Source organism: Sphingobium fluminis (genome assembly GCF_037723805.1).
GTDB lineage: Bacteria > Pseudomonadota > Alphaproteobacteria > Sphingomonadales > Sphingomonadaceae > Sphingobium.
In genome coordinates this window covers 356,690-382,686 of sequence record NZ_JBBJUK010000002.1, presented here as the reverse complement: position 1 = coordinate 382,686, position 25,997 = coordinate 356,690, and the positions used below count along the sequence as shown (strand labels likewise).

Here is a 25,997-nt window from a genome sequence, read left to right as displayed (position 1 = left end):
TCGGGCCGATAGCGGGAGGATAGCTTCAGGATGCCCGCGCGCCATGCCAACCGTGTCGATCGTCATTCCCGTGTTCAACGAGCAGGACGGCATTTCGCCGTTCCTCGACGCGGCGCGGCCAGCCGTGGACCGGGCGCTCGCACTGATCGGGCCGGATGCGCGCGCCGAATATCTGTTCGTGGACGATGGCAGCACCGACCGTACGGGCGATATATTAGCGATCATCGCGCGGATGAACGATGATGTGCGCGCGCTGTCGCTGTCGCGCAATTTCGGCAAGGAAGCCGCGCTCGCCGCCGGCATCGATCAGGCGGCGGGCGACTGCGTGATTCCCATCGACGTCGACCTGCAAGACCCGCCCGAAATCATTATCGAGATGGTGCGCCACTGGCTGGGCGGGGCGCAGGTGGTCAATGCTCGCCGGATCGACCGATCGAGCGATAGCTGGTTCAAACGCGCGAGCGCGCGGGGTTTCTACGCCCTGCTCAACCGACTCTCCGATTACCCGATCCCCGAAAATGTCGGCGACTTCCGCCTGCTCGACCGGCAGGCCGTCGATGTCATCAAACAGCTTGGCGAGCAGGCCCGCTTCAACAAGGGGCTGTTTTCCTGGATCGGCTTCCGGGTCGCGACGGTAGATTATGTTCGCGCGGCGCGCGGCACCGGCTCGACCAAATGGCGGCTTGGCAAGCTCTGGTCGCTGGCGGTCGACGGCATCACCGCGTCCACCACGATGCCGCTGCGCATCTGGTCCTATATCGGCGGGTCGATCGCGCTGCTGGCCTTTGCCTATGCCGCATTCCTGATCGTGCACACCCTGACTACCGGGATCGATACGCCGGGCTATGCGTCGATCATGGTCGCAGTGCTGATGCTGGGCGGGCTTAACCTCATGAGCCTTGGCATCATCGGCGAATATCTGGGCCGCGTCGCGCGGGAAGTGCGGCAGCGGCCGCTTTACATCATCGCCGCCGAATATGGGCCGGGTGCGGCCGCACCTTCCATTCCCTTATCACAGGATGAATCACCGTGGACCGATCAGCCTATGCGAGCATGAGCGCGCAGGAGGAGGGCCATTGGTGGTTCGTCGCTCGCCGCGCCATATTGGATTCGCTGATCGCGCGCCGGATCGCGCCGAGGCCAGGCGCGCGCATATTGGAGGCAGGATGCGGCACTGGCGGCAACCTTGCCATGCTGGCGGCTTATGGTTCCGTCGATGCGCTGGAATATGACGACGGTGCGAGGAGGCTGGCAACCGCTCGTGGCATCGCGCGGATCGAGCCCGGCATGCTGCCCGGACGAATCGGCTTTGGCGAGGCCCGCTACGACCTCATCGCCTTGCTCGACGTGCTGGAGCATGTCGACGCGGACCGGGACGCGCTGGACGCGCTGCGGGCACGGCTTGCGCCCGGCGGCCGCATCCTGCTGACCGTGCCGGCAGCACCGTGGCTGTGGTCCGATCATGATGTACTGCACCATCACAAGCGCCGTTACACGCTGGGGAGCCTGACCGGCGTGGCGCAGGCTGCGGGATTGAAGATCGAGGCGGCGGGCTATTTCAACAGCCTACTGTTCCCGCTGGCGGTTGCGGCGCGCATGGCGCATCGCCTGTTCGGCCGGAAAGGGGGCTCCGATGCCCAGCCATCGCGCCCGATCAACGGCTGGCTGCGACGGATATTCGCGACGGAAAGGCATCTGCTCGGTCGCGTGCGCTTTCCGGCTGGCCTCTCCCTTTACGCGATATTATCGGCCTGAGCCGGGCGGGTCCGGACTGTCGGGATGGTGCCATGCACCGTCCCAGCAGCGGGCAGGTTCAGCTGCGCTGACCCGGACTGGATTGGTTGGCCGCACGAGCGGGGGCATTTGAGCAAGGGGTGCGATGTAAGAGCCTTTGGGAAAAGCGCCAAAGCTCTGGTCCCATGCCTTGAACACGCTGCACCGCACGTCCGGCGCGGGCGGATAGACGAGGGCGCGGCGGACCTCGGCGATGCCGGTCAAGCTGCCGATCAGCAGCATCGCGGCCAGCCAGATGCGGGTTCCGCCCGGCCGTTGCAGCGCATCGGCGACCATGATCGCGAGCAGGGTGAGCGCGGTGATCGACCCCCGCATCATGAAATCGGTAGAGGACCCGATCTGGACGAAGGGAATGACGAGAAGCCAGAGGGTCACGAGCGTGAGGGTGTCGGCGCCCGTGCGCGCTCGCCGGACGATCAGCGCCAGCGGGATGATATAGACCAGCACCTCCAGCGCCTCGAAAATCGCCCATTGGACCGGTACGAGCGCCTTGAGCCGGATGCCTACCCCCTCGGGTGCGGCGGCGAGGTAAAGCAGACCGGGCAGGCTCAGCAGCAGCGCAAATGTGGGTTGCAGGATATCGCCGACCCGTATGTCCCGCGCCTTCAGCGACCGCGCGCCCGCAAGCGCCGCGAAGGGCATGGCGCCGATCAGGCCAAGCGGGGAGAGCAGCGCCGTCAGCGGCAGCAGCGTCAAAAAGCCACCCAATCGGACATGCCGCTCGCGCCACAGGAGATAGCCGACTGCCCCGATCCATCCCGAAAGGGCGTGTTGCGGCACCCAGAAGGTGAGCGTCACCATCGAGCTATATTGAAGATAGGCCCAGTTTTCGAGATGATCCGACAGGCCGCCCCTGAAGAGCATTCGCCCCAGCGCGTCGAGGCCGCTGAACCAGATGACGACGATCAGCGCGATCATCCTTGCTCGGCGCGTGGGGAACAGGACCGACGCCATGGCCATCAGCGTGCCGAGCAGCAGCGCATTTTGGCAGAGCATCGCGATATCGCCCGCCTGCGCGCCCCAGGCTTTTCCGGCGAGCGCGGGCATCAGGAACATGGCGATCGGGAAGCGCAGCACATCGGGCTGCGCTCGGGCCGTATAGACGAAGGGCCAGGGATTGACCCGCATGTCGTGCAGCGCCGCGAGCCGGACCTGCCAGTCGATATTGGCGTAGAAGAAGCGTCCTTCGCCGCCGAGCATCAGCAGAACGAGCGCAATGGTCAGGCAAAAGAGAAGGGTGGCGATCGTCGGCGCATCAGTGCGCTCGGGCTTGCTGCGCGCTATGCTGAGGCAAAGACAGGCGATCGGGAAGATGGCGAGCGCGTAGGCCCAGGGGGGCATGATATCGAGGAAGCGCCACAGCAGAAGCTGCGTCACGCCGAGCCAGAGGATCAGCGCGGCGGCGAGTGCGGAAACGGGAACGAGGCGCGCCATCGGGTGCGTGGCCGCACCGGTGGGCCAAGCCTGTTCATCGTCGGATATCGCCCCCATGGTTCGTCCATAAGCCGGGACGACGATCAGGTCGAGGGCTGGCACGCCCAACGAGGCTGGCGAGCAAGGCCGGCGGCGCCCACTGCGTCGGTGGCCGGGCGGGTGAACGACAAAAGGGGCGCAACCACCGATGCGGTCGCGCCCCTTTTCATAGCGGTTTGCGATCCGATTGGATCGGATCACCGCTCTAAATTTTTGTTTTTACGCGATTTAGACCATCGCGCGTCAAATCGCAGATATCCGTTCGGGCTGAGCGAAGTCGAAGCCTACCACTGAGTGTAGCGAGGTGCGCTTCGCCTCCGCTCAGCAGGGCCCCCTTCGACTGCCTGCTTGCAGCAGGCGCTCAGGACAGGCTTCGACTTCGCTCAGGGCGAACGGCTCACATTTTACGCACGTGCTTTAGCTGCGCTGGCCTTCGGCTCTGAGCCATCAGATGATTGGCTTCGCCGAACTGCGTTTCCATCTGATTAGAAATCGCTTTAGATCCGGAAATCCGGAAGCTTAGCCAGCCTTTTCGGCGAGAACCGTCAGGCCCTTTTCATTCACCTCGGCGAAACCGCCCTCGACCGGAATGATCTCTGGCGCGGACCCGGCGGTCGCATAGATCTGGATGCTGCCGTCGCGCACGGTCGACATGAAGGGCGCATGGCCCTCCAGCACGCCGAAGTCGCCATCGGTGCCGGGCACCACGACCTGATACACCTCCTCCGAACGGAAAAGCTTTTCAGGGGTCACGAGTTCGAAATGCAGTGCCATGGGTTCGATCCTAAACCCCTCCCAAGGGGGAGGGGATGCTGTGTGTCTTAAGCCGCCTCAGCCGCCAGCTTCTTGGCCTTTTCGATGGCCTCGTCGATACCGCCCACCATGTAGAAGGCGTTCTCGGGTAGATGGTCATATTCGCCATCGACCACCGCCTTGAACGATTTCACCGTATCCTCGATTTGGACGAACTTGCCGCTGATGCCGGTAAAGACTTCGGCGACGTGGAAGGGCTGCGACAGGAATTTCTGGAGCTTGCGCGCGCGGGCGACGGTCAGCTTATCTTCTTCGGACAGTTCGTCCATGCCCAGAATCGCGATGATGTCCTGCAGCGACTTGTACTTCTGAAGGATCGACTGCACCGCGCGGGCGGTGTCATAATGTTCCTGACCGACGGTGCGCGGCTCCAGCACGCGGCTGGTGGAGTCGAGCGGATCGACCGCCGGGTAGATGCCCAGCTCCGAAATCGCGCGGTTGAGAACGGTCGTCGCATCGAGATGCGCGAACGAGGTCGCCGGCGCCGGATCGGTCAGATCGTCCGCGGGGACGTAGACGGCCTGCACCGAGGTGATCGACCCCTTGTTGGTCGAGGTGATTCGCTCCTGCAACTGGCCCATGTCGGTCGACAGGGTCGGCTGATAGCCCACGGCCGAAGGAATACGGCCGAGCAGGGCGGACACTTCCGCGCCCGCCTGGGTGAAGCGGAAGATATTGTCGACGAAGAACAGCACGTCCTGATTTTCGACGTCGCGGAAATATTCGGCGATGGTCAGGCCCGACAGGGCGACGCGGGCACGCGCGCCCGGCGGTTCGTTCATCTGGCCATAGACCAGCGCGACCTTGGAGCCTTCGCTGATCGCGTTGCCATCGGCGTCCTTGGCGATGACGCCGGCGTCGAGAAATTCATGATAGAGATCGTTACCCTCGCGGGTACGCTCGCCGACGCCCGCGAACACCGACGTGCCGCCATGGCCCTTGGCGATGTTGTTGATGAGTTCCTGGATGAGCACGGTCTTGCCGACGCCCGCGCCGCCGAACAGGCCGATCTTGCCGCCCTTCGCGTAAGGGGCGAGCAGGTCGATCACTTTGATGCCGGTGACGAGGATCGCGCTTTCGGTCGACTGGTCGACGAACTCGGGGGCCTTGGCATGGATCGGCGAGCGCAATTCCGTGGCCACCGGGCCGCGTTCGTCGATCGGCTCACCCACCACGTTGAGGATGCGGCCGAGCGTCGCCGGGCCGACGGGCACGCTGATCTGCGCGCCGGTGTCGGTGACTTCCTGACCGCGGGTCAGACCCTCGGTCGAGTCCATCGCGATCGTGCGGACGGTGTTTTCACCCAGATGCTGGGCGACTTCGAGCACCAGCCGCTGGCCGTTATTGCTGGTTTCCAGCGCCGAAAGAATGGCGGGGAGAGCATCGGGGAAGGTCACGTCGACGACGGCGCCGATGACCTGGCTGATGCGGCCTACATTGTTGGTGGTTGCCATGAATGCTTCCTTGCGTGCGTGTCTTAGAGGGCTTCGGCGCCCGAGATGATCTCGACGAGTTCGGTGGTGATCGCGGCCTGGCGGCTGCGGTTATACTGGATGGTCAGCTTGCTGATGAGGTCGCCGGCGTTGCGGGTCGCATTGTCCATCGCGGTCATCGACGCGCCCTGTTCGGACGCGTTGTTTTCGAGCAGCGCTTTGAACAGCTGGATCGTGACGTTGCGCGGCAGCAGTTCATCGAGGATCGCTTCCTCGCTGGGTTCATATTCGACCGTTGCCGCGATCGCGTTGCGATCGGCATCGTCGGGAATCTTGACCGGGATGATCTGCTGTTCGGTCGGGATCTGCGCCAGTGCCGATTTGAAGCGCGAATAGAAGAGATGCGCCACATCGAACTTGCCGTTCAGATACATGTCGGTCAGCTCGTTGGCGATTTCGTGCGCCTGATGATAGCCTGGCTGCTTCGCGCCGGTCGTGTCATATTGGCCCACGATCATGCCGGGGAAGGTGCGGTTGATGACCGGGCGACCCTTGCGGCCGATGAGGTAGAATTTGACCGTCTTGCCGGCTTCGATCAGTTCGTCGGCCTTCAGCCGCGCGGCCTTCACGATGTTCGCGTTGAATGCGCCCGCGAGGCCCCGGTCGGAGTTGGCGACGACCAGCAGATGCACTTCGTCCTTGCCCGTGCCGGCGAGCAGCGGGGAAGCGCCTTCACCGGTGCCGCCCGCGATCTTGGTGGCGAGGCTGGCGACCACCGATTCGAGGCGGCTGGAATAGGGGCGGGCGGCCTCGGCGGCGGCCTGCGCCTTGCGCAGTTTCGCGGCGGCGACCATCTGCTTGGCCTTGGTAATCTTCTGGGTCGATTTGACCGACCCGATGCGGATCTTCAGTTCCTTGAGGCTAGCCATATCTCAAACGTTCCGAGCAAGGGCCAGACGACCCGCGAGACCAAAAAAACCGACGCCCATGGCGCCTTCGAACCAGCGCATCGCACCGCTACGGCCGACCCTGCGGCCGGCATGGGTGGCGAGCACCGCCAGCAGACCGCACCAGACAAAACCCAGCGCGTAGACGATCGCGATCAGCAACATGCCCTGTACCGGCGCTTGCGGACCTGTGCCCACGAACTGGGGCAGGGCGGCCAGGAAGAACACCGCCACCTTGGGATTCAGCACGGTGCTGATAAAACCCTGAGTGAAGGGCGATGCGCCGAGACGCACCCGCTGCGGCGTTTCCGGCTGCGGCCGGATCGCCCCGCGCAGCAGGCCAAGGCCCATCCATGCGAGGTAGAGCGCACCGGCGATCTTGACCGCCATGAACAGGCCGGGGACCGCATTCAGAATGCTGAGAAAGCCGAAGCCGCACAACGCCATGAAGAAGACGCCGCCAAGCTGAATGCCGCCAATCGCCGCCATGCCCGCCTTCAGCCCGCGCCGCGCCGCGTGGCCGGCCACCAGCATGGTGTCCGGTCCCGGAAGCAGCACCAGACCGATCGACATGATGGTCCAGGCAAAAAGGGAATGGGCGGTCAGCATTGCGCCTTAAGCGAAGGTTTTGCCGAACGAATCCAGGGCGGCCTTGAGCTTGCCCTTGGCGTCATCGCCCAGATCCTTGCTATCGCGGATCGCGGTCAGCACTTCGGGGTGATCATGGCGCAGATAGGCCAGCATCAATTCTTCGTAGCGGGTCACATCCTTGACCGGGATCGCATCGAGATAGCCGTTTGTGCCGGCGAAGATCGACGCGGTCTGTTCCTCGAACGGCAGGGGCGAGAATTGCGCCTGCTTGAGCAGCTCGGTCAGGCGCGCGCCACGATTGAGCAGCTTCTGGGTCGAGGCGTCGAGGTCCGACCCGAACTGGGCGAAGGCCGCCATTTCGCGATACTGGGCCAGCTCTAGCTTGATCGAGCCCGATACCTTCTTCATCGCCTTGGTCTGCGCGGCGGAACCGACGCGCGACACCGACAGACCGACGTTAATGGCCGGACGGATGCCCTGATAGAAGAGGTTCGTTTCCAGGAAGATCTGGCCATCGGTGATCGAGATCACGTTGGTCGGGATATAGGCGGACACGTCGCCCGCCTGCGTTTCGATGATCGGGAGCGCCGTCAGCGAGCCCGAGCCATTGTCGCTGTTCATCTTGGCAGCGCGCTCAAGCAGGCGGCTGTGGAGATAGAAAACGTCGCCGGGATAAGCTTCGCGGCCCGGAGGACGACGCAGCAGCAGCGACATCTGGCGATAGGCCACGGCCTGCTTCGACAAATCATCATAGACGATGAGGGCGTGCATGCCGTTGTCGCGGAAATATTCGCCCATGGTCACGCCGGTATAAGGCGCGAGATACTGAAGCGGGGCAGGCTCGGAAGCAGTCGCGGCGACGACGATCGAATATTCCATCGCACCATTTTCTTCGAGCTGCTTGACGATCTGCGCAACGGTCGAGCGCTTCTGGCCGATCGCGACATAGATGCAGTAGAGCTTCTTGCTCTCGTCATCGCCCGCGTTCGCGGCCTTCTGGTTGATGAAGGTATCGATGGCAACGGCGGTCTTGCCGGTCTGGCGATCGCCGATGATCAGTTCGCGCTGGCCACGGCCGACGGGGACGAGCGTGTCGATAGCCTTGAGGCCGGTCTGGACGGGTTCGTGGACCGACGTGCGCGGGATGATACCGGGCGCCTTGCGCTCGACGCGCATGCGCTGGTCGGACACGATCGGGCCCTTGCCGTCGATGGGGTTGCCAAGGCCGTCCACGACGCGGCCGAGCAGGCCCTTGCCGACCGGCACGTCGACGATGGTGCCGGTGCGCTTGACGGTGTCGCCTTCCTTGATCTCGCTGTCCGAGCCGAAGATCACGACGCCGACATTATCGGCTTCAAGGTTCAGCGCCATGCCCTGCACGCCATTGGCGAACTCGACCATTTCGCCCGCCTGGACGTTGTCGAGGCCATGGACGCGGGCGATGCCGTCGCCCACGGTCAGCACGGAACCGACTTCGCTGACCTGCGCTTCGGTGCCGAAATTGGCGATCTGGTCCTTGATGACCTTCGAAATTTCTGCGGCGTTGATATCCATGTTCAGCCTTTCATCGGACCTTTTCAGGTCATCAATCCTGTGCGGGCTTTTCAGCCCTTCATCGCGTGAGCGAGACTATTCAATCGGGTGCGAATGCTACTGTCGATCATCTGGCTGCCGATCCTGACGACCAGACCACCCAGGATCGTAGGGTCGATTTTTGCATCGAGCGAGACGTCGCGGCCGACGCGAGCGCGCAAGCTCTGGCCGAGCGCCGCAATCTGCGTTTCGCTCAACGGGTGAGCGCTCGTCACTTCCGCGCGCACTTCGCCCTTGTGACTGGACAGCAGCGTTTCATAGGCGCGGATGACCGCCGGCAATTGCGACAGACGACGGTTACCTGCCAGCACGCCCAGAAATTTCGTGGTCAGTGCGTCGATTCCCATGGCGGATGCGACCGCCGCGATCGTCTTGCTTGCCGCATTACGGCTCAGGACGGGGCTGTAGATCAGGCCCCTGAAATCGGTCGATTGCGCGATGGCGGCCTTCAGCGCGCCCAGGCTCTCCGCCACGGAATCGAGCGTCGTGCCGTCATTTGCCAGATCGAACAGGGCCACCGCATAGCGGCCGCTGAGGCTGGCCTGAATGCCGCCGGAAGTCTCCACGCGCTTACCGTCCTCCATAGTCTATGCCGGTCATGCAAAGAGAGGGGAGCAGTCATGCCCGTCCCCCTGTTGTTGGGCCGGTTAGCAGCGCGATTATGACTATGCAAGTCATGTGGCGCGATTCATCGCGACGGCGAGCAAAGCATGTTTCAAAGTGGGTTTTACTGTGAAACCCTTACGGTTTATCGCCCTCTTTGGGCGCGAGCAGGCCTTTCTGGCAATGATAGACCAGTCGCTCATTGGGCTGGGCCGGCAGCAGTGACGACAGGCCCGATCCGAGCGCGGCGATCTTCGCGAGCGCGGTGGCATCGCCAGAGCAGCCCCGCGGCGGGCCATCCTTCGTCAGAGCACGCGCCTTTTCCATGATATTGGCGTCGGGCAGCCAGCGCTGCACCCGCAGCAGCCCGGTTGCGGGATCGAAGCTGCTTGTGGTGACATAATTGCCTTTGTCCGGCACCGTGGCGCGGGTCCAGCCGGTGCCCGAAGCGGCATATTGGATAGCGCCATCGACGCAGCCGCCCTCCGCCCAGTGGAACGGAATGTCATTGGGCTGCGACACGGTCAGGCGGCTGCGGTCGAGGTCGATCCGGCAGATATTGTCGCCCGCCCATGCGAACGCCCCGTTGGTGGTGACGCTCCTGTCCTCCGGCACCACTATATGATCGTCGATGCTGGAAAAGCTTGGCTTGAGGAAAAACAGGCCGAGGGCGCCCAGCAGCAGCACACCGCCACCGGCCATGAACCAGGTCGCGCGGCGTTCGCGCCCCTGGCTGTAGAACAGGCCGCCAGCGCCAAGCCCCAGCACCGCCAGCGCCAGCAGTACGGCCGCGCCCGCCATCGCATTTTCGCGCGCGGCGATGACGTCGCGCTCGGCCGCGTCGCGCGCCTTGCCCAGCGCCTGCTCGCGCGCATCGGCATGGGCTCGGCTCGATTGTTCGAGCGCCTGCGATTCGCGCTGGGTGATCGCCGCCTCCGCGGCGTCGGCTTCCGCCATGGAACGGCATGGCGCGACGGTGTGCAGCGACGCCACGCCCGCCTGACGCAGGAAGGAGGATATCTCACGCCACGATATGGCGAAGCCGAACTCCGCATCATTGCCATCGGAAACCGAGCCGAAACTGTTCACGCCCAATATACGGCCGCAATCGTCGACCAGTGGTCCGCCGCTATTGCCCGCCGCCAGCGGTGCGGTGTGCAACAATGTGTCGAACGTCCGGCTGCTACGGCCCGACGAGATGTTGCCGCTGGTCTTTACCGTATCCAGCGGCTCGACCATCTGGCGCAGGCCAAGGCCCTGCGCGCGATCCACCGTGCCGGGATAGCCGATCGCGGTGACATGCTGGCCATCGGTAGCCGCGCCGGCGAAGAAGGTGCCAGCCGGCAGACTGCCCTCGTCCAGCTGGATAAGCGCAAGATCATTGCCCGGCGAATAGGCGATGACATGGCCGCCATAGGATTTGCGCCCCTCCGAAGGCACGATGCCGATGACGAGATTTTTTTCCTGCCGGGTCAGCTCGACCACATGGGCGTTGGTGACGACCTTGTCGGGGGCGACCGCGATGCCGCTGCCATGGCCGACGAAATAGGCGTCGGCGCCATCGGTCGCGACGATGGCTACGCGCACCACGCTGCGCGCGGTGGCGGCGATATCCTGCTGTTCGGCGCTCGCCGAGACCGGCGCGGTGAGCGCAAGGGCAGGGATGAGGAGACGGAGCAGGGTGCGCATGATTGCGAGCCTTCATATGCCATGACGCAACTTAGGCAATCGGGAAAAGCCGGGCGGCAGGCACAGGCAATTTTGAAGGCAAGGTGCGGGAAGCATGGCTTTGCTATCGCGGCTATTCCATAGCCATGAACCAGATGATTCGCCCCCCATCCGCCATGCTCGATCCCGAAGCCTGCTGGGATGCGTTCCTGCGCCGCGATCGCGCGTTTGACGGCGTATTCGTCGGTGCGGTGCTGACCACCGGCATCTATTGCAAGCCAAGCTGCGCCGCGCGGCATCCGAAGCGGGCGAATATGATCTTTTTGCCCGATGCGTCAGCCGCGCGCGCGGCGGGCTTTCGCGCCTGCCTGCGGTGCCGGCCGGACGAAATCGGCCGCGATCGGATCGCCGTGGAATCCGCGATCGCCCTGATCGAGGCTGCGCCGGAGCCTCTTCGTCTGGAGAGGGTGGCGGCGCATGTCGGCTATGCGCCCCATCATTTCCATCGTCTGTTCAAGCGCGAGACGGGGTTGACCCCCGCCGCCTATGCCCGGGCGTTGCGGGCGGACAGGCTGAAGGCGGCGCTGGCTGGGGAGCAAAGCGTGACATATGCGATTTACGATGCGGGTTATAATGCGCCAAGCCGCGCCTATGCCGATGCCGACCGCCACCTGGGCATGAGCCCCAGCGCGTGGAAGGATGGAGGGCGCGGTGTCAGCATCAACTATGCGGTGATGCCGACCAGCCTCGGTCCGATGCTGGTTGCGGCGACGGAGCGAGGCGTGTGTCGAGTCAGTTTCGACGAGGAGGAGGCCGATTTGCGCCGCCATTTTCCCAAGGCTCAGATCGTCGCGGGCGATGCTGATTTCCAGGCGCTGGCGGCCCAGGTTGCGGCTTTGGCCGATTCGCCCGCAAATCTGCCGAATGTGCCGCTTGATTTGCATGGCACCGCTTTTCAGCAAGCGGTGTGGGCCGCCCTGCGCGCGATCCCTGCCGGGGAGACGCGCAGCTATGGCGAGATCGCCGCCGCCATCGGCAGGCCGGGCGCGGTGCGTGCCACGGGCTCGGCATGCGGCGACAATCGGCTGGTCGTTCTCATCCCCTGCCACCGCGTCTTGCGCGGCGATGGCAGTCTTGGGGGCTATGCCTATGGGGTCGAACGCAAGCAGGCGCTGCTCAGTCGGGAGCAGCGCTAAGCCGCGCGAGCACAGCGCGCTTTTCCGCGTCGACCATCCGGCTCCAGCGCATGATCTCGTCCAGCGTCCGCATGCAGCCGGTGCAATGGCCCCGCGTCGCGTCGAGCGCGCACTGGTTGCGACAGGGGCTGGGGACGGCGTCGCTCACATGAAGCTGTAGGGATCGACGTCCACGGCGACGCGCGTGCCCGATTTCCAGACGACATTGCTGAGCCATTCCCGTATCGCCGACTGGATATCCACGGCCCGCGTGGCATGGATCAGCAGGCGATGGCGATGACGGCCGCGCAGCACCGACATCGGCGCCGGCGCGGGACCATAGACGCGCATTCCTTCGATCATCGGCGCGGATTTGCCGATGAGCCGAGCGACCTGGGCCGCCTCTTGCGCATCCTCGCTGGAGATGATGATCGCCGCGAATCGGCCAAAGGGCGGTGCGTTGGCGTGACGGCGATTTTCGGTCTCGACCGCGTAGAAGCGCTCGACATCTCCCGCGATCAGCGCCTGGATGACCTCGCTCTCCGGCAGACGGGTCTGGATGAACACGCGGCCCGGCTTCTGGCCGCGCCCGGCGCGTCCGGCGACCTGCACGATCTGCTGGAAGGTCCGTTCCGACGCGCGCAGGTCGCCGCCCTCCAGCCCCAGATCGGCGTCGATTACGCCGACCAGCGTCAGATTGGGGAAATGATAGCCTTTGGTGACGAGCTGCGTGCCGACGATGATGTCGACATCGCCAGCCTCCACCGACTTGACGAACTCGGCGACCTTGGCCGGCGACCAGAGCGTGTCCGATGTGACGATGGCGATGCGCGCTTGCGGCCAGAGCGCCTTTACCTCGTCGGCGATGCGCTCGACGCCGGGGCCGCAGGCTACGAGGCTATCCTCCTCCTTGCACTCGGGGCAGAAACGGGGCGAAGGCACGACATGGCCGCAATGATGGCAGGCGAGGCGACGGGTCAGCCGATGCTCGACCATCCAGGCGGTGCAATTGGGGCACTGGAAGCGATAGCCGCAATGGCGGCACAATGTCAGCGGCGCATAGCCGCGCCGGTTGAGGAACAACAGGCTCTGCTCGCCCTTGCCCATCGTCTCGTCGATCGCCTTCACCAGCGGCGGCGCGATCCAGCGGCCGCGCTCGGGCGGGTCGGTCAGCAGGTTGATGCCCTCGATCGCCGGCATTTCCGCCCCGCCATAGCGCGAGGGCAGCTTGATTTCGCGATAGCGGCCGAGATCGACCTGATGCCGGGTTTCGATCGCCGGGGTGGCGGAGGCGAGGATCACCGGGAAAGTTTCGATCAGGCCGCGCATCACCGCCACGTCGCGGGCATGATAATGGACGCCATCCTCCTGCTTGAAGCTCGCCTCATGGGCTTCGTCGACGACTATCAGGCCGAGATTGGGATAGGGCAGGAACAGGGCCGATCGCGCGCCCACCACAACCTTGGCCTGCCCGCTCGCGATCGCACGCCAGGCGCGCCGCCGCTCGCTCTGGCGCAGGCCGCTGTGCCAGTTGACCGGGACCGTGCCGAAACGCTTTTCGAATCGTTCGAGGAACGGCTCGGTCAGCGCGATTTCGGGTAGCAGGACGAGTATTTGCCGGCCCGCCCGGATGGCTGCGGCAATGGCCTCGAAATAGACTTCGGTTTTGCCCGATCCGGTCACGCCGTCGAGCAGGAAGGGCGCGAATGCGGCCGCCTCTACCGCCTCGACCAATGTCCCGGCAGCCTGCGCCTGCGCGTCGGACAGGGCAGGTGGGGCATAAGCGTGGTCGGGTTCGGGAAAGGGCGTGTCGATGCTGACTTCCACCGCTTCGAACGCGCCGGCTTTCACCAAGCCCCGGATCACCGCGTCGCTGACACCGCCGATCATCGCCAGTTCGCGAATCAGCCCCTGCCGCTCGCCGATCCGCTCCATCGCCTGCGTGCGCTGTTCGGTCATACGGTCGGGCAAATCGCCGCTGCGGCGATATTCGATCACCGTGCGCGCGCCCTCCAGCGCGGGCATCGACGACAGCGTCATGCGCAGTACCGCCGCCGGGGGGGCCAGATAATAATCCGCGGTCCATTCGATCAGGCGGCGAAGCGTGTCGGGGACCGGCGGTGCATCGACCACGCCTATGAGGTTGCGCAGCCGGTTGTCGCCGACCGATTCGACGTCGGGAAAGGCATCCTCCTCCCACACCACGCCGACGAGCTGGCGCGGCCCCAGCGGGGCGATGACGATGCTGCCCGGCTTGACGCGCATGTCATGGGGCACGCGATAGTCAAGTGGCCCCAGGGCGGCATTGAGCAGGAGGACGCGGGCGCGGGACATGGTCGGCCCCATGTAGGACATGCCAACAGGATCGCGCTATAGCCGGCGCGAACGAATCACCACATCAGGGGCCTGTATGAAATTCTTCGTCGATACCGCCGATACAGCGGACATTCGTGATCTGGCCGCAACCGGCCTGCTCGATGGCGTGACCACCAACCCCTCGCTGATCCACAAGTCGGGCCGCAAATTTCTGGAAGTGGTCGAGGAGATTTGCGGGCTGGTCGATGGCCCCGTGTCTGCCGAGGTCGTCGCGCTCGATCATGCAACGATGATGAAGGAAGCCGCCGTCCTGCGGAAGATCGCCGGCAATGTCTGCATCAAGGTGCCGCTGACGATCGACGGCCTCAAAACCTGCAAGGCGCTGACCGACGATGGGGCTCTCGTCAATGTGACGCTGTGCTTCTCCGCCAATCAGGCGCTGCTCGCGGCGAAGGCAGGCGCCAGTTTCATCTCGCCCTTCGTCGGCCGGCATGACGATAACGGCTTCGATGGCATGGCGCTGATCCAGGACATTCGCCTGATCTACGACAATTATGGTTTCGACACCGAAATTCTGGTCGCCAGTGTGCGCCATCCCATCCACGTGCTGGAAAGCGCGCGGATCGGCGCCGATGTCATGACCGCGCCGCCTTCGGTCATCCGGTCGCTATTCAATCATGTGCTGACCGACAAGGGGCTGGAAGGCTTCGCGGCGGACTGGGCCAAGACGGGGCAGTCTATCCTCTGAACGCCGCCGGAACCTCGCCCGCTTTCGTCCGCTTTTCGATGGTAAGGAGAGAGGGCGATGTTCGTGGCGGTCTATTGGTGGCGGGTGCATCCGGGCAAGGAGGATCAGTTTCGGCAGGCGTGGCGGCGCGGCACCGATCTGATCCGCGCCCGTTATGGCAGCTATGGCTCGCGTCTGCACCGCGACGCGGACGGGCGGTTCGTGGGCTATGCCGAATGGCCGGACGAAGCGACCTGGCGCGCGGCTTTCGACCAGAAGATGGTCTATGACGACCCCAAAACGCGCGCGGCGTTCGTCGATGCGATCGCGGAGGTGCCGCAGAATGCCGATCCGATCTTCACCATGACCGTGATGGACGACCTGCTGGACCGGGCGATGCAAATCTAACGCATGGTGACCCCGGCGTGACTCGAACACGCAACATCCCGCTTAGAAGGCGGGTGCTCTATCCAGTTGAGCTACGGGGCCTTGGGCTTGCGCGATAGCGGCGCATTGGCGGCGGCGCAATCATTGCGGCATTGCATCTGTTGTGTGCCGCGATAAGCTCGGGCCATGAGCGATCCGGGGGTTCAGAAGATCGGAGCGGCGGCGCTGGGCGCCCGGCCGCTGCGCTATTTCGATTTCGTGATGGCGGGGTTCGTCACCATATTGCTGCTGTCCAACGTCATCGGGGCTGGCAAGCGCGCGGTGATCGACCTTCCGTGGATCGGGCCATGGCCGTTCGGGGCGGGGTTGCTGTTCTTCCCGGTATCCTATGTGCTGGGCGACGTGCTGACCGAGGTCTATGGCTATGCCCGCGCGCGCCGCTGTATCTGGGCGGGGTTCGGCGCGATGCTGTTCATGGTGTTCATGTCCTGGGTGGTGGTGAAGATGCCGCCCGATGCGGGCTGGACCGGGCAGGCGGCCTATGAACAGGTGTTCGGGCAGGTGCCGCGCATCGTCCTTGCCTCCATCTGCGCCTTTTGGGCCGGCGAGTTCGCCAACAGCCTCATATTGGCCAAGATGAAGATCTGGACGAAGGGCAGGCATTTATGGACGCGCACGATCGGCAGCACGATCGTGGGGCAGGGCGTCGACAGCCTGCTTTTCTATCCGCTCGCCTTTTACGGCGTCGCCGGCTGGCCGACGACTGCGCTGATGATGGTGATGCTCAGCCAGTTTGTGCTCAAAGTGTTGTGGGAGGTGCTGCTGACGCCCTTCACCTATGCGGTAGTCGGCTTCCTTAAACGTAAGGAGGGGTTGGATATTTTCGACGAGGACACCGATTTTTCGCCGTTCCGCGCCCGGCTTTAGAGGCAGATCAGCTCGCGCCCTTATTCAGGATAGTCCGCCCGCAGGAAATAAAGGCCATCGGGCGGCGCGTTCAGCCCCAGCCGCGCCCGGTCCCGTGCATCGAGCGCGTCGCGCAGATTCTGCGCCGACCACCGGCCCATGCCGACCAGCGCGAGGCAACCCACCATCGAGCGCACCTGATGATGCAGGAACGAACGTGCTTCCGCATGAATGGCGATGCGGTCGCCGCTGCGTTCGACATCCAGCCGGCTCAGCGTTTTCACCGGGCTGAGCGCCTGACAATGGGCCGACCGGAACGTCGTGAAATCATGCAGACCGACGAGGATTTGAGCGGCCTCCTGCATCGCCGCCGCGTCGAGCGGCTGGATGACGCGCCAGGCGAGACCGCGCTCCCACGTAAGCGGCGCGCGGCGGTTGGCGATGCGATAGACATAGGCGCGGCCGAGGCAGCTAAAGCGCGCATGCCAGTCGTCGGGCACGATCTGGCAGTCGATGATCGCGACCGGATCGGGGCGAAGCCGAGCGTTCAGCGCCTCCATCAGTCGGAACGGGGTGATGGCGCGCGCGATCTGCGCATGAGCGCGCATGGCGATGCCATGGACGCCGGCGTCGGTTCGTCCCGCCGCGTGGACCGCCACCTGCTCGCCGGTGACGCTGCGGATCGCGCGCTCGATCGCCTGCTGCACGCTGGGCCCATGGGCCTGACGCTGCCATCCCATGAAGGGTCGGCCGTCAAATTCGACCGTGAAGGCGAAGCGGGTGCCGACCGCTTCGGGCGGCCCGTCAGTCATCCACCCGGCTGCCCGCCGGCATGGGAAAGCCGTTCAGCAATTCGCCCGCCGACATCGCGCCCTTGCCTGCGCGCTGGATCAGCGTCGGGCGGATCGCGCCATGGCCGCAGCCGATCAGGAGGCTGCCGTCGAGCAGTTCCCCCGCCGGCCCGGCATGATCCTCGACATGGGCGGCCAGCACCCGCAACCGCTCGCCGCGATAGACAAAATATGCGCCGGGGAAGGGGTTGAAGGCACGCACCTGCCGCTCGACGCGATGGGCGTCGCGGGTGAAGTCGATCAGCGCTTCCGCCTTGTCGATCTTGGCAGCGTAGGTCACCCCCGCTTCGGGCTGGGGGACGGGGGGATGCAGCGACAGATCGTCCAGCACCTCCACCATCAGTTCCGCGCCCGCCAGCGCCAGTTCATCGGTCAGCGCGCCGGCGGTTTTGTATTCGATCGGGGTGACATGCTTAGCCCGCATCGGGCCGGTGTCCAGACCTGCCTCCATGTCCATGATGGTGAGGCCGGTGACGTTGTCGCCCGCCAGGATCGCGCGCTGGATCGGGGCGGCACCCCGCCAGCGCGGCAGCAGCGAGGCATGGATGTTGAGGCAGCCCCGACGCGGCGCACCGAGGATGGCGGGCGGCAGGATCAGGCCATAGGCGGCCACGACGGCGACATCGGCGTCCAGCGCGGCGAAGGCCGCCTGCGCCGCCTCATCCCTGAGCGAAACCGGTGTGCGCACGTCGATGCCCATCGTTTCCGCGCGCTGGTGCACCGGCGAGGGTCTCAGCGCCTTGCCTCGTCCGGCGGGGCGGGGCGGCTGGCTATAGACGGCAACGATGTCGTGCCCCGCCAGCGCCAGTGCGTCGAGCGCCGGGACGGCGAAATCGGGGGTTCCCATATAGATGATGCGCATGATGCCCTCAAACCTCTTGTCTCGACCGGTTGCAAGCCCTTATCTGCCGCAAATGGCTTCCCCTGAAATCGAAGCGCTTACGCAGGCGCTGTCCCGGCTGCCCGGCCTTGGCCCGCGGTCCGCGCGCCGCGCGGTACTGCATCTGATCAAACGCCGGGAGGGCGCGATGGAGCCCCTATTGCGGGCGCTGGAGGCGGTGAACGAGCGGCTCGTGACGTGCGGCATCTGCGGTAATGTCGACACGGTCGACCCCTGCGGCATCTGCGCCGATCCGCGCCGCGACGCGCGGGGGCTGTGCGTGGTGGAGGACGTTCCCGATCTGTGGGCGCTCGACAAATCGCGACTGTTCCCGGGGCGCTTTCATGTGCTCGGCGGCCGTTTGTCGGCGCTGGAAGGGGTGCGACCCGAAGACCTCAGCATCGACGCGCTGGTCGCGCGGGTCGAACAGGGTGGCATAGACGAGGTGGTGCTGGCGATGAATGCGACGCTTGAGGGGCAGACCACGGCCCACTATCTCGCCGAGCGGCTGGAGCGGTTCCCGATCCGCCTGACCCAGCTGGCCCATGGCGTGCCGGTGGGCGGCGAACTCGACTATCTGGACGAGGGGACGCTGGCGCAGGCGTTACGGGCGCGCCGGCCCGTTTGACCGGGGCTGGCCGGACCAGGGCCGCATGCTTGAAATCTGACGTCATTCCGTCTATTTTGGCATCATGGCAGTTCTTCCTATCCTTGAGGCGCCCGATCCGCGCCTGCGCAGCATTTCGACCCCGGTCGAGGCGATCGACGATGACCTCAAGCGGCTGATCGACGATATGTTCGACACGATGTACGACGCGCCGGGCATCGGCCTGGCCGCAGTCCAGGTCGGCGTTCCCAAGCGCGTGCTGGTGATCGACCTTCAGGAACCGGAATCGGCGGAGGAAGACGCGCCGCCTGTCAAAAAGCCGATGGTGTTCATCAACCCCGAGATTTTGAGCGGCTCGGAGGATCTGTCGGCCTATAATGAAGGCTGCCTGTCGGTGCCCGATCAATTCGCCGAGGTCGAACGCCCCGCCTCGGTCCGCGCCAGCTGGATGGACCGCGACGGCCGCATCCACGAGGAACAGATTGAAGGGATGCTGGCGACCTGCCTCCAACATGAGATGGACCATCTGGAAGGCGTGCTTTTCATAGACCGCATTTCCCGCCTGAAGCGGGACATGTTGCTCAAGAAGCTGAACAAGGCGCGCAAGGCAGCTTGAGTCTTGGTGGCGATCGCATAGTCTTTCCTCCCTGGGGGGACAGGTATGACGAGTCGTTTTTCAGTGGAAGACTTTGACGGGTCTTTGCGGCCGGCGCGATCGGTGCGGGAGATTATGCGCGCCGATGGCGAGGCTTTCGTCCGCTGGGCCTATATCACGATGCTGGGCCGGCAGGCGGATGCCGATGGTCTGGCATTTTATCTGCGGCGCATGAGCGAGGGCAAGACCAAGGTCAGTATCCTCAAACAGCTGAAGAAATCGGCGGAGGGGCGCATCTATGGCGCCAATCTTCCCGGTCTCGCTATTGCGATCCGTCGCGCGATGCTGAAACGGGCACCCGTGGTCGGGCCAGTGTATCTGTGGCTGCTGAACGCGTCGGATTCAAAACGGTTGATCGCGCCGGCGGAATAAGGCCAGTGGGAGAGCGGGATGAGGCATAATCGGAACGCTCATCCTGATATCAATGGACCTGGCACAGCCTGCCGTCGCCCCGATCCATATCCTCGCCAAAAAAATGTCAGGCCATTCCGTCCGTATCGAGCGCATAGCCCGCCGAACGCACCGTGCGGATGACGTCGATGCGGCCGTCGGCATTGATCGCCTTGCGGAGGCGGCGGATGTGGACGTCGACGGTGCGCAGTTCGATGTCGCTGTCCTGCCCCCATACGCTGTCGAGCAGCCGCTCGCGCGAAAAGACCCAGCCGGGATGCTCCAGAAAATGACGGAGCAGCCGAAACTCGGTGGGACCCAAGGGAATGACCTGTCCGCTGCGGCGGACCTTGTGGCCGACCGTGTCCATTTCGACATCGGCGAAGCTGAGCGTTTCGCCCGCCAGCGCAGGCCGCACGCGGCGCAGCACCGCGCCGACGCGGGCGACCAGTTCGCGCGGGGAGAAGGGTTTGGTGACATAATCGTCCGCCCCGGTTTCGAGGCCGCGGACTCGATCCTCTTCCTCGCCGCGCGCCGTCAGCATGATGATCGGCACATTGGCGGTGCCGTTCATGCGGCGCAGGCGGCGGCAGACCTCGATGCCCGACAGGCTTTCGACCATCCAGTCGAGCAGAACGATGTCGGGCACATTCTCCTGCGCCAGCAACAACGCCTCCTCGCCATCGACGGTGTGGGTGACGTCGAAATCCTCGCGTTTGAAATGCCAGATGAGGAGTTCGGCAAGCGCCGCGTCATCCTCGACCAGCAGCATCTTGGCCCGGCCCACGGTCATTCCTCCAGCCCCGCCCGGCCGCGTTCGCGTTCGGGCAAGGTATTTCCGGTCGCCGCATAATAAACCATCTCGGCAACGTTGGTGGCATGGTCGCCGATCCGCTCGATATTCTTCGCCACGAACAGCAAATGCGCGCATTCGCTGATCGTCTTGGGGTTTTCGACCATGAAGGTCACGAGTGTGCGAAAGACGCTGTTATAGAAATCATCGACCACCGCATCGCGCTCGACGACCGCGAGGGCAAGGTCGGCGTCGCGCGCGGCGAAGGCGTTCAGCGCGTCGTGCACCATCTCGCCCGCAACCTGGCCCATGGAAGGCAGCAGCGAAATCGGCTCCAGCGTCCGGCGGTTCGCGGTGATCAGCGGCACGCGCTTGGCGATATTCTTGGCATAGTCGCCGATGCGTTCCACTACGCTGACGATCTTGAGCGCGGCGATCACGTCGCGCAGGTCGTTCGCCATCGGCGCGCGCAGCGCGATGATCTGGACGACGAGCTTCTCGACTTCCGCCTCGATCGCGTCGATCCGCTTGTCGTCGGCGATCACCTGGGTCGCCAGCGCCAGATCCTGCCGTTGCAGGGCGACCATCGCGTGGTCGATCGCCGCTTCCGCGCGACCGCCCATTTCCGCGATCAGCCCGCGCAACTGGTCGATTTCCTCGTCGAACGCCTTGATCGTATGTTCAGCCATGTCTGTTCTCCCCCGGATCAGCCGTAGCGACCGGTGATGTAATCCTTGGTCCGCTCCTGCCGCGGATTGGTGAAGATGTCCGAAGTCACGCCATATTCGACAAGCTCGCCCAGATGGAAGAAGGCGGTGCGCTGCGATACGCGGGCGGCCTGCTGCATATTATGGGTGACGATGACGATGGCGTAGCGGCCGCGCAGTTCGTGGATCAGTTCCTCGATCTTGGCGGTCGCGATCGGGTCGAGCGCCGAGCAGGGTTCGTCCATCAATATGACTTCGGGTTCGACCGCGATGGCGCGGCCGATGCACAGGCGCTGCTGTTGCCCGCCCGACAGCGCGGTGCCGCTGTCGTGCAGGCGATCCTTGACCTCTTCCCAAAGCCCCGCGCGACGCAGCGATTTTTCGACGATGATGTCGAGATCGGCCTTGGCATGGGCAAGGCCATGGATGCGTGGGCCATAGGCGACATTCTCGTAGATCGACTTGGGGAAGGGATTGGGCTTCTGGAACACCATGCCGACGCGCGCGCGCAGCTGCACCACGTCCATGGACGATGCGTAGATATCCTCGCCGTCGAGCGTGATCTGCCCTTCCACCCGCGCGCTGGCGACGGTGTCGTTCATGCGGTTGAGGGTCCTAAGGAACGTCGACTTGCCGCAGCCCGACGGGCCGATAAACGCGGTCACATTGTCCATGTCGACATCGATCGACACGCCGTTGATCGCCTGCTTGGGACCGTAAAAGACCTTTACGTCGCGCGCGGTCATTTTTGGATTGGCAGGCATCAACGCCCGTTGTTCTTCGGTCATTGAGGAATTTACCACCGTTTTTCGAACTTGTTGCGCAGGTAGATGGCGAGGCCGTTCATCGCGAGCAGGAAGGCCAGCAGCACGATGATTGCGGCGGAGGTTTTTTCGACGAAGCCTTTCGATACTTCGTCGGACCAGAGAAAGATCTGCACCGGCAGCACGGTTGCGGGATCGGTGACGCCGCCCGGCGGGGTGGCGATGAACGCCCTCATGCCGATCATCAGAAGCGGCGCGGTTTCGCCCAGCGCGCGGGCCATGCCGATGATCGTGCCGGTCAGGATGCCGGGCAGGGCGAGCGGCAGCACATGGTGGAAAACGACCTGCACCGGGCTTGCGCCGATGCCGAGCGCCGCGTCGCGAATGCTAGGGGGAACGGACTTTATCGCGTTGCGTCCGGCGATGACGATCACCGGCATCGTCATCAGCGCCAGCGTCACGCCGCCGACCAGCGCAGCCGAGCGCGGCAGATGCAGGAAGTTGAGGAAAATGGCGAGGCCGAGCAGGCCGAAGATGATCGAGGGCACGGCGGCGAGATTATTGATCGACACTTCGATGATGTCGGTCAGCCAGTTCTTGCGCGCATATTCCTCAAGATAGAGCGCGGTCGCCACGCCAATCGGGAAGCTGAGCAGCAGCGTCACGAGCATGGTCAGCAACGAGCCCTTGAACGCGCCCCAGATGCCGACCTGCGTCGGGTCGGTGCCATCGCTGGCGGTCAGGAAATTGACGTTGAACCCGGTCGAAAGCAGGCCTTGCGCCTTGAGGCGCTGGACGGCGGCTTCGTCCGACGGAGAACCGTCGCTCTTGGCCGCGAGATCGATAGCGGTCGAGGCCGGCACGCTGATCGTCTCGGTCCGGCTCAGGATCGTCGGATCGGCGCGGATCGCGTCGCGGATAGCGGTCCAGGCAGCGGGCGACAGCAGGTCGTCCGCGCCCTTGCCCAGTTCCTTTTGCGCGATCAGGCTCGTCACCATCGGCAGATTGGCCTGATTGAGCGCCTCGTCGGTGATCGCATTGGGATCGAGCAGCAGCGGCGAGGCGGGGAAATCCACCTTCAGCGCGATTTCGGTCCGGGTGAAACCGCGTAGGCCGTTGCCCATCATCGTGATGAGCAGGAAGGCGAGGAAGGCGGCGCTCAGCGCGACCGCCCCCAAACCGAGCAGCTTGAAACGTCGCTCGGCGGCATAGCGGCCCGCGATCCGCTTGCGCATCGCTTCCGACTTCCAGTCGGTGGGGTTACGCTCAGACATGGGGCGAACTTCCGTTCGCCCTGAGCGAAGTCGAAGGGTGACGCTGAGCGGAGGGCTTCGACAAGCTCCGCCCGAACGGGTCCTTTTGAGCAAATGTCATTCGTAAGCCTCGCGATATTTCTTCACGACCCGCAGGGCCACTATGTTGAGCAGCAAAGTGACGACGAACAGCACTAGCCCAAGGGCAAAGGCAGCGAGCGTTTTCGCGCTGTCGAATTCCTGATCGCCGGTTAGCAACTGCACGATCTGGGTCGTGACCGTGGTCACGCTGGCGAAGGGGTTGAGCGTCAGGTTGGCGGACAGGCCCGCCGCCATCACCACGATCATGGTCTCGCCGATCGCGCGGCTGACGGCCAGCAGAACGCCGCCGACGACGCCGGGCAGGGCCGCCGGGATCAGCACGCGGCGGATCGTCTCGCTGGTGGTCGCGCCCATCGCCAGGCTGCCGTCGCGCATCGACTGCGGTACGGCGGCGATGCTGTCGTCGGCCATGGAGGAGACGAAGGGAATGATCATCACGCCCATGACGAGGCCGGCGGCGAGAGCGCTTTCGGATGACGCGCTGTGAATGCCGATCGAAACTGCGAAGTCGCGTAGCGCAGGCGCAATCGTCAGTGCGGCGAAATAGCCGTAGACGACAGTCGGCACGCCGGCGAGAATCTCCAGCAGCGGCTTCATCCATTTGCGTACGACGGGCCGGGCATATTGGGTGAGGTAAATGGCGCTCATCAGGCCGAGAGGGATGGCGACGATCATCGCGATGATCGCGCCGATGAAGATCGTGCCCCAGAATAATGGCACCGCGCCGAACGCGTCCTCATTGCCATAGCCCATGGCGGCGGACTGCGGGCTCCATTTGGTGCCGAACAGGAAGTCGATCGGGCTGACCATCGAAAAAAAGCGGAAGCTTTCCCACAGCAGCGACGCGACGATGCCGACCGTGGTGATGATGGCGATCAATGATGCGAGCATCAGCAAGGTCATGACCAGCCGCTCGACCCGGGTGCGCGCCCGGAAATCGGGCCGGATACGGGTAAAGGCGTAAGCGCCGCCGGCAAAGGCGAGCAGCAGCGCGAGCGCCGCGCCGCCGAGGCCATAATGATCGAGCGCGATACGATAAGGTTCGACCAGCGCCTGCGCGAGCGGGTTGAAGGCGCCGTTCTGTGCCCCGGTCGCGATGGCGCGCGCCTCGCTCAATATCGCGCCGCGCGAAAAGGCATCGACAGGCAGGCTTTGGGCCGCCGGATCGCCCAGCACCGATTGCGTGACGAGCGCCGGCGACACATTGGCCCAGACCGCAAGAAAGAGCGCCGCCGGCACCAGCGTCCACAGCGCGACATACCAGCCATGATAGCCCGGCAGGCTGTGCACGGCGTCGCGCCGGCCCGATGCGCGCGCCTGGACCTGCATGCGCAGTGCGCGGGCGCGCGCGCTGACCCAGGCGATTGCGCCCAGGCCAGCGAGTAACAGAAGGATGGCTGGTCCGGTCATCCGTCGCGCTTATTTCAGCGCCGCGCCGTCAAGCACCGCCAGCGACTTGACCGTCGCCGCGCTCGCCTTGCGGACATCGTCCGGGGCAGCGACCATGCCGCGCTTCGTCAGCGCGCCATTGGGGTCCCAGTTGGCGGCGAAGCTGTTGAGATAGGCCTGAAGGCCGGGGATCGCGGTCAGGTGCGCCTTCTTCACATAGATATAAAGCGGGCGAGCGCCGGGATACTGGCCAGTCGAAACGGTCTCGTAGGTCGCCTGGATGCCGTTGATCGACACATCCTTGAGCTTATCCTTATTCTCTTCGAGGAAGCTGTAGCCGAACACGCCGACCGCGTCGGGATTGGCGGCGAGCTTCTGGACGATCAGATTGTCGTTCTCGCCCGAGTCCACATATTTGCCGTCTTCGCGGACGCGAGTGCAAGTCGCCTTGAATTCGTCCTCGCTTTTTTCCTTGAGCGCCTTCATCGCCGGGTCGGATTCGCAGCCCTTGGTCAGGATCAGTTCGGCGAGCGAATCGCGCGTTCCGCTTGTCGAAGGCGGACCGAAGACCGAGATCGCCGTAGCAGGCAGGCTCGGGTCGACATCTTTCCAGGTCTGCGCCTTGTTGGGGCCCTTGCCATAGGGATTGGCGGCCAGCGCCTCGTAAACGATCTTGGGTGTAAGCTTGATGCCGGGACCTTTGGTCGATTCCGCGAAGGCGAGGCCGTCGACGCCGATCTGAATCTCGATGATGTCCTTGACGCCATTCTTCTGGCAATCTTCGAATTCGGATTTCTTGATCCGGCGCGAGGCATTTTCAATGTCGGGATATTGGGCGCCTACGCCCGCGCAGAAAAGTTTCATGCCGCCCCCGGTGCCGGTCGATTCGACGATCGGTGATTTCATGCCGGCATTGCCTGCCACAAACAGTTCCGCAACGGCGGTGGCAAAAGGATAGACGGTCGAGGAACCCACCGCGCGGATCTGGTCGCGCGCGCCGCCAGCGCCGCCGCCGGCCTGATCGCCACAGGCGGAAAGGGAAAGGACCGCCACCGACGCGGCAAGGAGTGCGAGTTGCTTCACGGGAAAACCTCCATCAGGTGCCTGGCTGCGATTCGCTGTCCGCCGCCCCCCTTGGACAGCGCGGTAGCCATGCTTCATCGCGGCTTTGTGACATTGA

At 64.3% G+C, this 25,997-nt stretch carries 27 protein-coding genes and 1 tRNA gene; 9 read left to right on the top strand and 19 right to left on the bottom strand.

Annotated elements, in window-relative coordinates; all coding sequences use genetic code 11:
* The first annotated feature begins 43 nt into the window (after window positions 1-43).
* Both WG907_RS07980 and WG907_RS07975 read left to right on the top strand, forming a co-directional pair.
* Window positions 44-1,057, top strand: a complete 1,014-nt coding sequence (locus WG907_RS07980; protein ID WP_340232230.1) for a glycosyltransferase family 2 protein — start codon at window positions 44-46, stop codon at window positions 1,055-1,057.
* Window positions 1,030-1,755 (top strand): class I SAM-dependent methyltransferase, encoded by a 726-nt coding sequence (locus WG907_RS07975; RefSeq protein WP_340232229.1) that lies wholly within the window; start codon window positions 1,030-1,032, stop codon window positions 1,753-1,755. The genes WG907_RS07980 and WG907_RS07975 overlap by 28 nt, the downstream gene beginning before the upstream one ends.
* Here WG907_RS07975 and WG907_RS07970 read toward each other — a convergent pair.
* From WG907_RS07970 to WG907_RS07935, 8 genes are all read right to left on the bottom strand, one after another.
* Window positions 1,744-3,285: a hypothetical protein gene (locus WG907_RS07970; RefSeq protein ID WP_340232228.1), complete on the bottom strand. Its 1,542-nt coding sequence runs from the start codon at window positions 3,283-3,285 to the stop codon at window positions 1,744-1,746. The genes WG907_RS07975 and WG907_RS07970 overlap by 12 nt on opposite strands.
* 501 nt (window positions 3,286-3,786) lie before the next feature.
* Window positions 3,787-4,041: an ATP synthase F1 subunit epsilon gene (locus tag WG907_RS07965; RefSeq protein WP_340232227.1), complete on the bottom strand. Its 255-nt coding sequence runs from the start codon at window positions 4,039-4,041 to the stop codon at window positions 3,787-3,789.
* 47 nt (window positions 4,042-4,088) lie between these two features.
* Window positions 4,089-5,534, bottom strand: a complete 1,446-nt coding sequence (gene atpD / locus WG907_RS07960; protein ID WP_340232226.1) for a F0F1 ATP synthase subunit beta — start codon at window positions 5,532-5,534, stop codon at window positions 4,089-4,091.
* A 23-nt stretch (window positions 5,535-5,557) separates the two neighbouring features.
* The gene (locus WG907_RS07955) at window positions 5,558-6,442 is read right to left on the bottom strand and encodes a F0F1 ATP synthase subunit gamma (protein ID WP_340232225.1); all 885 of its coding nucleotides are present in this window, start codon (window positions 6,440-6,442) and stop codon (window positions 5,558-5,560) included.
* A 3-nt stretch (window positions 6,443-6,445) separates the two neighbouring features.
* A complete protein-coding gene (locus WG907_RS07950; protein ID WP_340232224.1) occupies window positions 6,446-7,069 on the bottom strand; it encodes a LysE family translocator in 624 nt (207 codons plus the stop codon).
* 6 nt (window positions 7,070-7,075) lie between these two features.
* Window positions 7,076-8,605, bottom strand: coding sequence for a F0F1 ATP synthase subunit alpha (gene atpA, locus WG907_RS07945; protein WP_340232223.1), 1,530 nt, complete (start codon window positions 8,603-8,605; stop codon window positions 7,076-7,078).
* Window positions 8,606-8,655: 50 nt separating this feature from the next.
* On the bottom strand, window positions 8,656-9,210 hold the full coding sequence (locus WG907_RS07940) for a F0F1 ATP synthase subunit delta (protein ID WP_340232222.1): 555 nt from the start codon (window positions 9,208-9,210) through the stop codon (window positions 8,656-8,658).
* Between the two features lie 175 nt (window positions 9,211-9,385).
* Window positions 9,386-10,936, bottom strand: coding sequence for a S1C family serine protease (locus tag WG907_RS07935; RefSeq protein WP_340232221.1), 1,551 nt, complete (start codon window positions 10,934-10,936; stop codon window positions 9,386-9,388).
* A gap of 125 nt (window positions 10,937-11,061) precedes the next feature.
* On the opposite strand from WG907_RS07935, the gene ada reads away from it, so the two are divergent.
* The gene (gene ada / locus WG907_RS07930; RefSeq protein WP_340232220.1) at window positions 11,062-12,111 is read left to right on the top strand and encodes a bifunctional DNA-binding transcriptional regulator/O6-methylguanine-DNA methyltransferase Ada; all 1,050 of its coding nucleotides are present in this window, start codon (window positions 11,062-11,064) and stop codon (window positions 12,109-12,111) included.
* Here ada and WG907_RS07925 read toward each other — a convergent pair.
* Window positions 12,092-12,259, bottom strand: a complete 168-nt coding sequence (locus WG907_RS07925; protein ID WP_340232219.1) for a DUF1289 domain-containing protein — start codon at window positions 12,257-12,259, stop codon at window positions 12,092-12,094. The genes ada and WG907_RS07925 overlap by 20 nt on opposite strands.
* Window positions 12,256-14,424, bottom strand: a complete 2,169-nt coding sequence (locus WG907_RS07920) for a primosomal protein N' (protein ID WP_340232218.1) — start codon at window positions 14,422-14,424, stop codon at window positions 12,256-12,258. The genes WG907_RS07925 and WG907_RS07920 overlap by 4 nt, the downstream gene beginning before the upstream one ends.
* Window positions 14,425-14,500: 76 nt before the next feature.
* Here WG907_RS07920 and fsa point away from each other — a divergent pair, with 76 nt between their 5' ends.
* Together fsa and WG907_RS07910 are read left to right on the top strand one after the other, a co-directional pair.
* Complete coding sequence (fsa, locus tag WG907_RS07915; protein ID WP_340232217.1) at window positions 14,501-15,154, top strand: fructose-6-phosphate aldolase; 654 nt, start codon at window positions 14,501-14,503, stop codon at window positions 15,152-15,154.
* Window positions 15,155-15,211: 57 nt separating this feature from the next.
* Window positions 15,212-15,541, top strand: coding sequence for an antibiotic biosynthesis monooxygenase family protein (locus tag WG907_RS07910; protein WP_340232216.1), 330 nt, complete (start codon window positions 15,212-15,214; stop codon window positions 15,539-15,541).
* A gap of 4 nt (window positions 15,542-15,545) precedes the next feature.
* On the opposite strand, the gene WG907_RS07905 is transcribed toward WG907_RS07910, so the two are convergent.
* Window positions 15,546-15,622 (bottom strand) — tRNA-Arg (locus tag WG907_RS07905).
* 84 nt (window positions 15,623-15,706) lie between these two features.
* Between WG907_RS07905 and WG907_RS07900 the strand changes: the two genes are divergently transcribed.
* On the top strand, window positions 15,707-16,447 hold the full coding sequence (locus tag WG907_RS07900; RefSeq protein WP_340232215.1) for a queuosine precursor transporter: 741 nt from the start codon (window positions 15,707-15,709) through the stop codon (window positions 16,445-16,447).
* Between the two features lie 20 nt (window positions 16,448-16,467).
* Here the strand turns inward: WG907_RS07900 and truA are convergent, their stop codons facing one another.
* On the bottom strand, window positions 16,468-17,238 hold the full coding sequence (truA, locus tag WG907_RS07895; protein WP_340232214.1) for a tRNA pseudouridine(38-40) synthase TruA: 771 nt from the start codon (window positions 17,236-17,238) through the stop codon (window positions 16,468-16,470).
* Window positions 17,231-18,139: a methionyl-tRNA formyltransferase gene (fmt, locus tag WG907_RS07890; RefSeq protein ID WP_340232213.1), complete on the bottom strand. Its 909-nt coding sequence runs from the start codon at window positions 18,137-18,139 to the stop codon at window positions 17,231-17,233. Before fmt ends, truA begins: the two co-directional genes overlap by 8 nt.
* Before the next feature lie 52 nt (window positions 18,140-18,191).
* Between fmt and recR the strand changes: the two genes are divergently transcribed.
* The 3 genes from recR (at window position 18,192) to WG907_RS07875 (ending at window position 19,791) form a co-directional block, all read left to right on the top strand.
* Window positions 18,192-18,785, top strand: a complete 594-nt coding sequence (gene recR, locus WG907_RS07885) for a recombination mediator RecR (protein ID WP_340232212.1) — start codon at window positions 18,192-18,194, stop codon at window positions 18,783-18,785.
* Between the two features lie 64 nt (window positions 18,786-18,849).
* The gene (def, locus tag WG907_RS07880; RefSeq protein ID WP_340232211.1) at window positions 18,850-19,380 is read left to right on the top strand and encodes a peptide deformylase; all 531 of its coding nucleotides are present in this window, start codon (window positions 18,850-18,852) and stop codon (window positions 19,378-19,380) included.
* Between the two features lie 45 nt (window positions 19,381-19,425).
* A complete protein-coding gene (locus WG907_RS07875) occupies window positions 19,426-19,791 on the top strand; it encodes a DUF4214 domain-containing protein (protein WP_340232210.1) in 366 nt (121 codons plus the stop codon).
* Window positions 19,792-19,897: 106 nt separating this feature from the next.
* Here the strand turns inward: WG907_RS07875 and phoB are convergent, their stop codons facing one another.
* The 6 genes from phoB to WG907_RS07845 all read right to left on the bottom strand — a co-directional run bounded on the left by phoB (window position 19,898) and on the right by WG907_RS07845 (window position 25,900).
* The gene (gene phoB / locus WG907_RS07870; RefSeq protein WP_340232481.1) at window positions 19,898-20,596 is read right to left on the bottom strand and encodes a phosphate regulon transcriptional regulator PhoB; all 699 of its coding nucleotides are present in this window, start codon (window positions 20,594-20,596) and stop codon (window positions 19,898-19,900) included.
* Between the two features lie 2 nt (window positions 20,597-20,598).
* Complete coding sequence (gene phoU / locus WG907_RS07865) at window positions 20,599-21,291, bottom strand: phosphate signaling complex protein PhoU (RefSeq protein WP_340232209.1); 693 nt, start codon at window positions 21,289-21,291, stop codon at window positions 20,599-20,601.
* Between the two features lie 17 nt (window positions 21,292-21,308).
* On the bottom strand, window positions 21,309-22,097 hold the full coding sequence (gene pstB, locus WG907_RS07860) for a phosphate ABC transporter ATP-binding protein PstB (RefSeq protein WP_340232208.1): 789 nt from the start codon (window positions 22,095-22,097) through the stop codon (window positions 21,309-21,311).
* Between the two features lie 8 nt (window positions 22,098-22,105).
* Complete coding sequence (pstA, locus tag WG907_RS07855) at window positions 22,106-23,347, bottom strand: phosphate ABC transporter permease PstA (RefSeq protein ID WP_340232207.1); 1,242 nt, start codon at window positions 23,345-23,347, stop codon at window positions 22,106-22,108.
* Window positions 23,348-23,443: 96 nt separating this feature from the next.
* Window positions 23,444-24,838 carry a phosphate ABC transporter permease subunit PstC gene (pstC, locus tag WG907_RS07850; RefSeq protein WP_340232206.1) on the bottom strand — a complete coding sequence of 465 codons (1,395 nt, stop codon included), beginning with the start codon at window positions 24,836-24,838 and terminating at the stop codon, window positions 23,444-23,446.
* A gap of 9 nt (window positions 24,839-24,847) precedes the next feature.
* Window positions 24,848-25,900 (bottom strand): substrate-binding domain-containing protein, encoded by a 1,053-nt coding sequence (locus WG907_RS07845; protein WP_340232205.1) that lies wholly within the window; start codon window positions 25,898-25,900, stop codon window positions 24,848-24,850.
* Between the last annotated feature and the right edge of the window lie 97 nt (window positions 25,901-25,997).